The following is a 13,414-nucleotide window of genomic DNA, read 5'->3' as shown; positions in this document are numbered from 1 at the left end:
GAATTTATACAGACTTAAGAGCAGGATCGTATTCGGTTGTGGTTACAGATTCTAAAGGATGTGTTTCATTGCCAGTTGGAGTAACGATTAATGAGCCATCCGCCTTATTGGCTACAGCAGCTGTAACACCATTTGGCTGTGACAATACAAATGCAGCTAAAGACGCAATTGTGACAATTAATGCAAGTGGAGGTACAGGGTTATATAGTTATAGTTTTAATGGAGGAAGTACTTTCCAGACTTCAGATTCATTTACTGTAAATACTGCACAAACTATTAATTATGTAGTTCTTGATGCTAATGGTTGCCGTACAACTGGTATAACTGCTGTTGCACCATATTTACCACCAACAGATATGGATTTATCAGCTACAGCGATTTATTGTAATACTACAGGAAATGTAGCAACAGTAACTGTAAATGCAGTAGCAGGAGGTGCAGCACCATTTACATACGAAATTATTTGGCCTGCTTCAGCTGTGACTGCTCCAAGCGGTACAGATCATTTTGATAATTTGGTTGCTGACACTTACGTTATTAAAGTAACTGACAATAATGGTTGTAGTACAACTAAAAGAATTATAGTTGAAGAAGCTGATAAAATATCAGTTACATCTCAAATATTAAATGATGTATATTGTAAAGGAGATAGCACAGGTGCTGTGAATTTAACAATAGCAAATTACATTACAGCAGGAAGTTATACTCCTTCATTGTCTCCAAATGCAGGAACAATGATCCACAACGGTGATGTATTTAGTTATACTAATTTACCTCAGGGTAATTATGTTTTCACAATTACAGATAATGTTTCTGGCTGTTCAGATCAAGTGAATTTCACAATTTCTGAACCAGCTGTTGCCTTAATTTCAACTTCAATTGCAACAAACATCAATTGTAACGATGATAACGCTACGATTACTATTACAGCTACCGGAGGAACAGGTTCTTACAGATATGCTGTAGCAAGAGCTACTGATTCGGCACCAACTAGTTATTCTACAAGTAACCAGTTAATTGTAGATACAAACAACGGTGCAGATGTAAACTGGATTGTATATGTAGTAGACAGCAATAATTGTCCTGCTACCAACACTCAGTTGATACGTGTGGATGTAAACCCAACGATTGCCAACGCAGTAGCGACAGAATGTCCAAGTGCATTAGGCACTTATAATATTACTGTTACAGCAAGCGGATTCAACACTGCATTATTATATAGTGTTGATGGTGTGAGTTTTGATTCAAACAATGTTATAACTGTTAATGCTCCAGGTACCTATAATGTAACGGTAAAAGATGCTAATGGTTGTTCTTCAGCTGTTACTCAGGTTACTATTAGAGAACCATTAATCCTTACACCAACAGTTACGGCTTCTCCTTCTTGTACAGATGATGACGGTGTTGTAGCTGTGGCAACAACAGGTGGCTCAGGAAACTATATTTATAATATTGACGGTGGTACTTTTGGTGCAGCAACACCTTTAACAGGAGTTTCTTCAGGATCTCATATTATAGGTGTGCATGATACGACTACTTTATGTGAAGTATTTGTAACAATTAATTTAAAAAAGGCTACTGAAATTACAGGATTTGCTTTAAGTGCCACACCAATTACTTGTTACGGAGGAAATAACGGTACAATTACCGCAACTATGGATACTCCGGCAGCAGGTATAAATGATAATCCAAAATATACGTATAGTCTGAATGGAGGTACTCCACAAGATTCACCTGTATTCACTGGATTAACAGTTGGAAATTATACTGTAGTAGTAAGATCTGAAAGAGGATGTACAGCAACTGAAAGAATTCAGGTTATAGAACCAGGTCAGGTAGTTGTAAATAATGTTGCTGTTTCACAATTTGTTTGTACTACAGGCAATATATCTAACTTTGCAACAATTACTGTTGATCCTTTAACTGGAGTATCAGGTGGTTCAGGAACTTATACGGTTTATGAATTTATTAAAGCAGGCAATCCGATTCCGGTTCAAAAAGGTACTTCAAACACCTATACTGAATATGACTTATCAGGTGGAAGTTATACTGTAAATGTTTATGACAGTAATGGTTGTATGGGTACTTATGCTACTCTTATACCAATTGATCAATATCTTGCTTTAGATAAAATAAATGTGGTTAAAACAGCCATTACATGTACTAATTCTGAAGAGATCACAGCTACTGCTGTTGATGCTTCCGGAACAGCGATAGCAGGTATTCAATATACTTTAACAGATGTGAGTAGTGTAACTACATTCCCTTCTAATTCAACTGGTAACTTTACAGGTTTAGGAGTTGGACAATATATTATTACAGCACTAAATCCGGCAACTGGATGTAGTATTCAAAAAGCTCATTATGTTAATGAACCAAATACTTTCGATCTAAAAGCAGTGAAAAATAGCGATGTAGTTTGTTATGGTTCGAATGAAGGAGCGGTTACAATTACCTTAATTGATAATATAGCTAATCCGGATGAAGCAGGTGCCTTTACTTATACAGTATCAGGACCGGTACCGAGTTCAGGAACTTCTACAACAGCAGGACCACTAAACCTATCAGGTTTAACGGCTGGAGATTATAAAGTTTCTGCTATATTAAGTGGTCGTCCATTCTGTACAGTGACTACTACATTCACAATTGGACAGCCTGATGCAGCATTGAGGATTTCAGAAACACATACTGCTATTACTTGTATTCCGGGTAATAATGACGGAAGTATTTCTGTATCAGCAACTGGCGGATGGTCAGATGGATATGAGTTCCAGTTAGAAAACCGTACAGGAGTAGTTTCAGTTTGGTCTGACACTCGTAATTATACAAATTTAACTGCTGAATTATACACAATCCGTGTTAGAGATACAAAAGGTTGTATTGTAAGTGTTAATGTACCATTAGATATTCCTGAACAAATTACAGTAACTGCTGTTCCGGATATGACTATCGTACCATGTTATGGAGATACTAGTGCTACAATCACAGCAACTAATGTAACAGGTGGAGATGGTATAAATTATAGTTATACTTTGAATAGAATAATATCACCTACGGAAATAATTTCTTCAGGTCCGCAAGTTTCACCAAGCTTCTCAGGATTAGGAGCAGGAACTTATAGTATTACAGTTACTGATGGATTTACTTGTAGTCGTACTTCTGCTGAAATAACAATTGCAGAACCAACTATTGTAACACCATTATTAGCTCGTTCTCGTAACGCTACTTGTTTAACTCAGGATACTTTAACGTTGAGCGCAACAGGAGGAACAGGACCTTATACTTATAGTACAGATGCTAATTTTGCAACTATATCAGGAACATTTACGGCTGCAATTCCGGCAACTTTCAATGTACTTCCCGGGGAACATAAGTATTATGTTAAAGATGATAATGGATGTATTAGTATTGCTACACATATTAATGTTCCGGAACTTCCAGAACTTGATATTAATGTAGACGTTCAAAATGCTGTTATCAACTGTAAAGGTGATGCAACAGGTGTAATTGTAGCGTCAGCTACAGGTAGTTTAGGTGATTATCGTTACACTTTATTAATTAGTGGAACAACTACAGTCGTTCAGGGACCAAAAGCAGATGGTAATTTTGAACATTTAGCTGCAGGAAACTATATAGTTCACGTTGTTAGTGGAGATGATTGTTCAGATGACTCAGCTGTTATTACAATTACTGAACCAACTGATGCTTTTGCAAGTACACCTTTTAAAACAGACATAACTTGTTATGGAAGCAAAGATGGAAAAGTTGTTATTACAACAACTGGAGGATCAGGAAAAGTTAAATATTCAATTTCTCCTGACTCTAATAGGTATCAAGATGCAAATGTTTTCTCTAATTTAGAACATGGAGATTACGAGGTAAATGTTTTTGATGAAGCGACAGGTTGTAACCATCCAATCACGTTCACGATTAATGAGCCAACACCTTTATATTCAGCTGTTATTCCTGATACAACGTTGCCAGAACAATGTAAAGGAGAGAAAAACGGTCAGTTTAGTATAGTAATAAAAGGTGCTAATGCTCCATATAGCTATAGTCTTGATGTGAGAAAAGGTCCTTTCACTCTTATTGATGGTACTTATGACAGTGTTACAGGAGTAGAACATACTTTTGAAAACTTATCAGGAGGTAATCATACAGTTTATATCTTAGATGCCAATGGTTGTGATTATGAACTTCCGGTTGCTATGGACGAAGCTGTTGAACTTAACCCAACCAATGTGGTAACTTATGATTGTGTGAATAATGCAAACGCAAACAGGGTTACAATTGATCCGGGTTATGACGACCATACTCAAATTGATTATAGTCTTGACGGAGGAACATTCGTGGATGATAAAATCTTTACAAATCTTGCTCATGGTACACACACAGTAACAGTAAGACACACTAACGGATGTACTGTAGACACTAATTTTGATATTAAAGCTATTGCTCCGTTAACTCTGGCATTATCTGCAGGACAACCGGAAATGAATATAATTTCGGTTACAGCTTCAGGTGGATCACCAGCTTATGAGTATAGTTTCAATGGTGAGGATTTTACACCTTCTAACAAATACAAAATCTACAAAACCGCAGATTATAAAGTAATAGTTAGAGATCAAAATGGTTGTACATTTGAATTAATCGTGCCTATGATTTATTTTGATGTTTGTATCCCGGATATCTTTACACCAAATGGTGACGGTCAGTTTGATGAGTGGGGTCCTGGTTGTACCAATATTTACAACAATCTTGAATTCTCGATTTTCGACAGATACGGTCGTGCGATTGCAAAATATCGTTATGGACAAACATGGGATGGTAAATACAATGGCGAGGAGTTACCAACAGGTGATTACTGGTATGTTCTTAAACTAAATGACAAGAAAGATGATAGAGAGTTTGTTGGACATTTCACTTTATACAGATAACAAAATAATAGCCCCTATGATGTTGTCTAAAAAAATTATTACAATGAAAAAATTAATAGTATCCTTAGTACTCATGGCTGTAACATCAGGTTACAGCCAAGAGTTAAACCTACCGGTATTTACGCAGTATTTGGCAGACAACCCTTTTGTGCTTTCACCCGCCTATGCCGGTATTGGTGATAATGTTAGAATCAGGGTTAACGGATTGACTCAGTGGGTTGGTATTAAAGATGCACCCGAAAATCAATCTGCTTATGTAGATTTTAGACTTTTGGATCGATCAGGAGTTGGTATTTCTCTTTACAACGATAGTAATGGAGATACGAAACAAACTGGTGCTAAGGTTTCGTTTGCACATCACATTATTTTAGATTATTATTCTAAACAGTATTTATCTTTTGGAATCTCTTATAACATTAACACTTTCAAGATAGATCTTGATAGTAAAAAATACATGGATGGAGATCAAGGTATTAATGGTAATCGTGCAACAGCAAACAATAACTTTGATATCAGTGCTTTATATCGTAATAAAAACTTTTTTTTCAGTTTTAATGCCAATAACGTTTTAAAGAAAAAGATTGATGTTGAGAGAGCCGGCGAACCTGATTTGCTGTCCAATTATCAAATATTTTCAGGTTTTACATTCAGTGATGGAGAGAACAGCCGTATAGAATATGAACCATCAGTATTTTACCAGTATTTTGCTAATGATAAACGTTCAGCGACTGATTTTAATTTTAAATACAGACGTTACAACCGTTACGAAGAATACTATTGGGTAGGAGTTTCATATCGTATGCTGAACGATCAGTTTGCAAAACCTTTGTCGGTTGGTCCAATGGCTGGTTTTATGAAGTCTAAAATTTATTTTGGATATTCCTATCAGATAATGTTTAATGATTTAGGCTACTACAATTCAGGAACGCATGTTGTAACTCTTGGATTCGATTTCCTTCAGGCGTTAAGCAGTTGTCCTTGTACGGATAGTCCGGTTCATTATTAATGAATTTGTTATAAAGGCTTTAGAACAAAATTGTTTTAAAGCCTTTTTAGCAATTATCAAAACGAATCGCAGAATTCGCTGGTTTTACCTCAATAATTTGATAGAAACCATCAGGATCATTAAATTTGAATAAATCTATCGGATTTATGAAAACAAAGCTTTCGTTTTATGCCCTGCATTTGTGTATATGCCTGGCTTTTTTATTTTTGCCTTATGCATTTACATCGGCCAAAACAATATTTGCATGGCCTGATTTGTACTCTAACGTACACGACCGAATTTATTTTTTTATCTATTTTAGTTTATTGTGTTTCTTTTACTTTAACTACTATTATTTAATTCCACGATATTATTTTCAAAGCAAGCAATTATTATATTTTATAATGATTGCTTGTTTTCTTTTATTTTTTCTTTGGATTTCTGGATTTCTGGATCACCCGGATCATAATTTTCTTGATTTTAGAAACCATCCAAAACCTTTTTTAAATCATCCGGAACCTTTTAAAGACGGAATGAAACCTCCTCCGAATTTTAGAAACATGCCCCCGGGACCAATATCTTTTGATACTATGGGCGGACCTCCAACTCAATACGGACATACAGCTTTGGTCTATTTGCTTGGAGTAATTTCAAGTTTATTGTTTGCTATTTCCGGCCGATTGCAAAATGTAGAGAAAGAAAAAATGAAGTCAGAACTGGCTTTTCTAAAGGCGCAGATTAATCCGCATTTTTTGTTTAATACGCTAAATAGTATTTATGCCCTGGCTTTAAAAAAAGATGACAAAACTCCTGATGCCGTGATACAGTTGTCTGAATTAATGCGGTATATCATCACGAATGCTAATGATGAAGTAATCGATCTGGGAAAAGAAATCAATTACATCAGTAATTTTATTTCGCTGCAAAAAACACGTCTCGGAAATACTGTAAATGTCGATTATCAGCTTAAAGGAACTCCTTTTGGTAAAGCAATTACACCGCTCATTTTGATTTCATTTATTGAAAACGCTTTCAAACATGGTGTTAATCCGGATCAAACCTCCGAAATTTGTATTTATATTGATATCCATGAAAAAGAATTAATATTGATGGTTTCTAATAAAAAAACATTTTCTATTCAATCAGAAACAGGGATCGGGCTGCAAAATACAATTGAAAGACTAACGTTATTATATCCAAATAAACATCAGTTAAAAATTGAAGATACTCATGACAAATACATTGTTAATCTAACCATCGAAGTAGGATGATAAAAGCAATAGCATTAGATGACGAACCTTTGGCATTAGAAATTCTGCAAAGCTTATGTGCAGAAATCGAGTATGTCGATCTGCAAAAAACGTTTACGAAATCTGATGAAGCATTTAAATATCTTAAAAAATATCCGGTCGATTTGTTGTTTTTGGATATTAATATGCCATCCATTTCAGGATTAGACTTCTATAAAAAATTGCCCCACAAAACAATGGTAATTTTTACAACGGCTTATTCAGAATATGCGGTAGAAGGTTTTACATTAAGTGCTACAGATTATCTTTTAAAACCCATTTCGTTTTCCCGTTTTCAGCAAGCCGTTGAAAAAGCGCTTCAGCAATGGAAAACGCAAAATCAGAACTTAGAACAGCAGCATCTTTTTATCCGTGCCGATTATAGCCTGATAAAAATCCTTTTTTCGGATATTTTATACATCGAAGGTTTAGATGATTATCTCAAAATTCACATTCAAAACCAAAAAACGGTTGTGGCGAGAATGACTCTAAAAGCCATACTTCAAAAACTACCTGAAACCGAATTTGTTCGTGTTCATCGCTCGTTTATTATTCCGATTTTTAAAATAGAAAAAATCAGAAATAAAATTATTCATATCGATCAGGCTGAAATACCAATTAGTACAAGTTATGAAACTGCTTTTTTTGAACTTTTGAATCAAAAATAAACCTTCTTAAATCTGAAATAAATTTACTACAAATTCATTTTTTTCCTTTGTTTACCTCATAATTATTGTTGATTACCTCAAACTTTTTCCAACACTATAATTTCGAATAATTTTACTTGAGAATTACTGTTAATCATTTAATTGATAAAACATTAAAACCAAGAAATTATGGAAAGAAAAGATTTTTTAAAAGGTTTAGGTTTAGTAGGAATAGGTACTTTGGCTATTCCAATTCTGAACGCTTGTAGCAAAGATGACGATTCTTCAGAAACGTCAACCGATACTGACACGGCCACAGATACAGGGTCAGACTCAGGTTCTTCAGGGACTTGTTCTGTAACTCCGTCTGAAACTGCGGGTCCATTTCCGACCATTTCACCATCTTCTCTGGTAAAATCAAATATTGTCATGGACAGAACCGGTGTAGGTTTTACGATTAATATTACCATAAAAAACACAAAAGCAAGCTGTGCCGCTTTAAAAGGTGCTATTGTCGATATCTGGCATTGTGACAAAGATGGTTATTATTCTGAGTATGGAGGTACAGGCATGCAATCTGTAAATTATACTTCTGTACATTTTTTAAGAGGAAGGCAAACTACAGATGATAATGGGTTAGTAACTTTTACCTCTATATTTCCGGGTTGGTATTCTGGCAGGGCAACGCATATACATGTTCATATATACAACGCAAGCGGAACTTCATTACTGGTTACACAAATTGCTTTTCCAGAAGGTTCAGGCAGTGCAGTGACTTTAGTAAACGGATCAACAGCCAATGGCTATACAAAAGGTTTGTCGGGTTATACGTATAATGCTTCGGATACTGTGTTTTCAGATTCTGTTGCAAACGAATTGGCAACAGTTACAGGCAGTGTCGCCGAAGGTTTTGTACTCAAACATACCATTAATGTGGCAAGTTAAAGTTCAGTAAATAATATATTTTCAAAATGATTAAGCAAATTCCAGCGCAGATTTATAAGTCAGAAACCAGAGGTGTTTTCAAGTCAGAAAAATACAACTGTTTTGCTACTTTTAATTTTGACCGGTATCAGGATTTGTCCAGAATACCGTTTGGCTCGTTACAGATTTTAAACGAAGAAATATTGGCTCCCCAGCATTGTATTTCCAGAGTTGTAAAAGCAAAGACGAATGTGATTATTTTACCCTTATTTGGCGGAATAGAGTACAAGGACAATCTTGGTAATGCTGAGTTTTTAAGAGTTGAGCAAATTCGGGTAATTGCTGCAGATGACGAAATGACTGTGGAAATTTTTAATCCGTACGAAAATGAAAATGTGAGTTTTCTTACTATTCATTTCCAAACAGAAGCCTCTTGTTTTAAAAATCATTTTCAGAAATCGGAAATTGATTTGGCTATCAGAAATAAGTTAATTCGATTGATTGAAATTGAAGAAACACTTTGTTTTATTGGTGTTTATGATGGAAGAAAAGAAGGTTTTTATACTTTAAGAAATCCTAATAATGGTGTTTTCGTATTTGTAGTTAACGGTGCTTTTGAAGTTGAAGACCGACTTCTGGAAGCTAAGGATGGTTTGAGTTTAAAGAAAGCAGAAGTAATAGAATGGGAAGCATTGTCTGAAAATGCTGTTTTATTAGTTTTTGAAGTTGCCTTAAAATGAATTGTTGAATAAAAGCTTATGAAAATATCAAAAATAAGACTGGCCTATCGTATTATTATCGATAATTCTTCAACCATAATCTGGGACAAATATGTTTTTGAAGATACTTTCAGGGAATATCAAATGCAGAGCCAGCAATTTAATTCGACAGAAAATCCTAAAAATACGTTTAGGGAATTATTATCTGAAAATGAAAAAGCAGTTCAATTGCATTTTTTGGTCGGAATTGCTGCTGATGGATACGTCAAACAATTAAAAGGTGATTTTCACAGGGTTTCAGATGTGTTGGGCAATCAATATTTCCCGTTCATCAATTACCAGCTTGATATTGTAAATACGGATATCACAGATCAGTCGAAACATAAAATAGGCATTACATTTTATTCTCCGTTGTTAAGTTATTTCGGAATTATAGAGGGCAATTATGTCGTTTCTAAAAACACTGAAAATACAAACGCATACGAAACAATCATGTTCCCTGTACAGCCACGTTTATCTGTCTGTTACATTCAAAAGGAAGATTAATAGTATTTCGAAAAACAAATACCACTATTGTTTTCGCCTTTTTTATCCTGATAGTTGATAAAGAAGGCTTTTTTTTGAAGTTATGTCAGTTTTTCGTCATCTAAATTTGTGTTTAATATTTAATAATGAAATTTATTTGTGAAATTATAACGATTTCGTTCTTTAAATTATCGGTTTTTTGGTTTATCCGAATTTATAAGAACCTTAAAAGTTCTATATTTGTTTTTCTTTCAAAAAAACCATAAAATAATTATCAAATGAAAACTCTAAACGATTTCGATTTTAAAAATAAAAAAGCAATTATCCGTGTTGATTTTAATGTGCCATTGGATGAAAATTTCAATGTAACAGATGCTACACGTATTGAAGCTGCAAAACCAACTATTGATGCAATTCTGGCTCAGGGCGGAAGCGTAATTTTGATGTCACACTTGGGAAGACCAAAAGGGGCTGAAGAAAAATATTCATTGAAACATATTTTAAAAACAGCTTCTGAAATTTTAGGAGTGACTGTTCAGTTTGCTGAAAACTGTATTGGTGAACCGGCTCAGACTGCTGCTAAAAACTTAAAACCGGGAGAAGTTTTATTGTTGGAAAATCTTCGTTTTCATGCTGAAGAAGAGGCAGGAGATGTTGCTTTCGCAAAAGAATTAGCGTCACTTGGAGATATTTATGTAAATGATGCTTTTGGAACAGCTCACAGAGCACATGCTTCTACAACTATTATTGCACAATTTTTCCCAACTGAAAAATGTTTCGGAACCTTATTAGCAAAAGAAATCGAAAGCTTAAATAAAGTATTGAATAACAGCGAAAAACCTGTAGTTGCCGTTTTAGGAGGTTCTAAAGTTTCTTCTAAAATCACCGTTATCGAAAATATTTTGGATAAAGTAGATCACATGATTATTGGTGGAGGTATGACCTTTACTTTCGTTAAAGCGCAAGGAGGAAAAATTGGTGAGTCTATCTGCGAAGATGACAAACAGGAATTAGCTCTTGAAATTTTAAGATTAGCAAAAGAAAAAGGAGTTCAGATTCACATTCCGGTGGATGTAATTGCTGCTGATGACTTTTCTAACACTGCAAATACACAGGTTGTAGATGTAACTGCAATTCCTGATGGATGGCAAGGTTTGGATGCAGGTCCTAAATCTTTGGAAAACTTCAAAAAAGTAATTTTAGAATCTAAAACGATTTTATGGAATGGTCCTCTTGGTGTTTTTGAAATGGAAACGTTTTCAAAAGGAACTATCGCTTTAGGTGATTATATTGCTGAAGCTACTGCAAATGGAGCGTTCTCACTTGTTGGAGGAGGTGACTCTGTAGCAGCTGTAAAACAATTTGGTTTTGAAGACAAAGTGAGTTATGTATCTACCGGTGGCGGAGCAATGCTTGAGATGTTAGAAGGAAGAGTTTTACCTGGTATTGCAGCTATTTTAGATTAAAAATATAACAATTAACATTTTTTTTAACGTTTTTTACGCTTATTCTGCTTAAGTTTGTAAAAATACCACTTCTGTAATTGTTTGAATTATAGAATTTTAAATAAATGTTGTATGATTATAAGAAAAATTTCCTTAGCTCTTTCTGTTTTGTTTTCTATAACTGTTTTTGCACAAGATGTAGCAAAATCAGATATTGAAATTAAGCCGGAAGTAAAGATTTCGTACTTAGATTCAGTAAAAAATTCGTTTGTAAAAAATGATTTGGCTATTCGTGTAGACAGCCTTTGGATGAATGAATTGACAAGTCTTGATATTTATGAGGATTTAACTAAGGATATACAGACAATCAATAAAGATGTGACTGTAGATCAGGAACTGCCTACTGAATTGCTAAAACAGCGTCTTCAGGCAATGAATGAAAAGTCGCCTTTTGAAATAGAATACAATCAGGGATTAGAGAACATAATAAAGTCATTTCTTAAAAATCGTAAAAAATCATTTTCACGGTTAATGGCTTTGTCAGAATATTATTTCCCAATTTTTGAGGATGCTTTTGCCAAACAAAATGTTCCTTTAGAAATTAAATATTTAGCCGTTGTAGAATCTGCTTTAAATCCTAAAGCAGTTTCTAGAATGGGCGCCACAGGACTTTGGCAGTTCATGTACGGCACAGGAAAACAATACGATCTTAAAATTGATTCCTATATTGATGAACGCAGCGATCCGCTTAAAGCAACCGCAGCAGCATCTGAATACATGACCAAAATGTTCAGTATTTTTGGTGATTGGGAACTCGTATTGGCTTCATATAACTCAGGTCCCGGAAATGTCACCAAAGCAATTCGTCGTTCCGGCGGAAAAACAAAATACTGGGATATCCGAAATCATCTTCCAAGAGAAACACAAGGATATGTCCCCGCTTTTTTAGCCACCATGTATCTTTTTGAATACCATAAAGAACACGGAATTAATCCTGAAAGGGCTGTTGTAAAAAACTTTGAAACAGATACAATTTGTATTAAAAGTCAAATGTCATTTAAACAAATTGCTGATTTGCTGGACATGCCTCAATCGCAAATTGAACTTCTAAATCCTTCATACAAGTTAAAAGTTGTGCCTTTTTATCAGGATGAACAACATTTTTTACGCTTGCCAAAAGACAAAATCGCCACTTTTGTAAACAATGAGGATAAAATTTATGCTTACGCAAAATATGATTCCGGTATTTATAAAATGCCTACTCGTCTTGCACAGAAAGTAACTCCTAAAGAAAAAGCAAAACAAATAAAAGTTCCTGAACCTTTAGATCTCGAATCCTATATCGTTCAAAAAGGGGATAATTTAAGTTCTATTGCTAAAAAATATGATGTTTCTGTTACAGATATTAAAGAATGGAACAACCTTAATAGCAATGCATTGGTATTAGGCAGGTCATTAAAATTAAAACCTAAGGAATTAGTTTCAAAAACTTCTCAGGAAATAATTAAAAAGCCAACAGAATCTGCAATAGCTTCTGCCGAAGTATCAGACAAAAATGAAGTTGAGGTAGAATACGTTGTAAAAACCGGTGACAATCTGGGTAATATTGCTAAAAAATTCGGCATAACATTAGCAGAATTAAAAGAATGGAACAGCCTGACATCAAATAATCTGGCATTAGGTAAAACCTTAGTTGTTTCTAAAAAAGAAAATACTATTGTTGAACCAACAGCTGTAGCATCTAATTCTGTTGATTCATTCAAGAAAAAAGCAGCTTCTGCAAAAACTATTGGAGAAGACTATTATGTTAAAAAAGGAGATTCATTATATAGTATTTCAAAAAAATATCCAGGCGTGACCATTTCAGACATTAAAAAATGGAACGGAATTAAAGATGAGGATATAAAACCGGGAATGAAGCTTAAAATAAACGGATAATAAAA

General features: G+C 34.5%; 9 protein-coding genes. All 9 read left to right on the top strand.

Features of this window, described 5'->3' with window-relative positions:
* Window positions 1-4,937: T9SS type B sorting domain-containing protein (locus FLV_RS06955; protein WP_243232214.1), on the top strand; the 4,937-nt coding region annotated here is incomplete at its 5' end.
* 43 nt (window positions 4,938-4,980) lie between these two features.
* Entirely contained in the window at window positions 4,981-5,943 is a 963-nt protein-coding gene (locus FLV_RS06950; protein WP_243232213.1) for a PorP/SprF family type IX secretion system membrane protein, read from the top strand.
* Between the two features lie 146 nt (window positions 5,944-6,089).
* Window positions 6,090-7,193, top strand: coding sequence for a sensor histidine kinase (locus FLV_RS06945; RefSeq protein WP_243232212.1), 1,104 nt, complete (start codon window positions 6,090-6,092; stop codon window positions 7,191-7,193).
* Entirely contained in the window at window positions 7,190-7,879 is a 690-nt protein-coding gene (locus tag FLV_RS06940) for a LytR/AlgR family response regulator transcription factor (RefSeq protein WP_243232211.1), read from the top strand. The genes FLV_RS06945 and FLV_RS06940 overlap by 4 nt, the downstream gene beginning before the upstream one ends.
* Window positions 7,880-8,047: 168 nt before the next feature.
* Window positions 8,048-8,803 carry an intradiol ring-cleavage dioxygenase gene (locus FLV_RS06935; RefSeq protein WP_243232210.1) on the top strand — a complete coding sequence of 252 codons (756 nt, stop codon included), beginning with the start codon at window positions 8,048-8,050 and terminating at the stop codon, window positions 8,801-8,803.
* A 26-nt stretch (window positions 8,804-8,829) separates the two neighbouring features.
* The gene (locus FLV_RS06930) at window positions 8,830-9,522 is read left to right on the top strand and encodes a hypothetical protein (protein WP_243232209.1); all 693 of its coding nucleotides are present in this window, start codon (window positions 8,830-8,832) and stop codon (window positions 9,520-9,522) included.
* Between the two features lie 18 nt (window positions 9,523-9,540).
* On the top strand, window positions 9,541-10,047 hold the full coding sequence (locus tag FLV_RS06925; protein WP_243232208.1) for a hypothetical protein: 507 nt from the start codon (window positions 9,541-9,543) through the stop codon (window positions 10,045-10,047).
* A gap of 257 nt (window positions 10,048-10,304) precedes the next feature.
* Window positions 10,305-11,492 (top strand): phosphoglycerate kinase, encoded by a 1,188-nt coding sequence (locus tag FLV_RS06920; RefSeq protein ID WP_243232206.1) that lies wholly within the window; start codon window positions 10,305-10,307, stop codon window positions 11,490-11,492.
* A gap of 111 nt (window positions 11,493-11,603) precedes the next feature.
* Window positions 11,604-13,409 (top strand): LysM peptidoglycan-binding domain-containing protein, encoded by a 1,806-nt coding sequence (locus FLV_RS06915; protein ID WP_243232204.1) that lies wholly within the window; start codon window positions 11,604-11,606, stop codon window positions 13,407-13,409.
* Window positions 13,410-13,414: the final 5 nt, after the last annotated feature.

This window comes from Flavobacterium pectinovorum (genome assembly GCF_022802975.1).
Lineage (GTDB): Bacteria > Bacteroidota > Bacteroidia > Flavobacteriales > Flavobacteriaceae > Flavobacterium > Flavobacterium pectinovorum_B.
The sequence above is the reverse complement of the archived record's forward strand: the minus strand, read 5'-3'. Positions and strand labels throughout refer to the sequence as shown.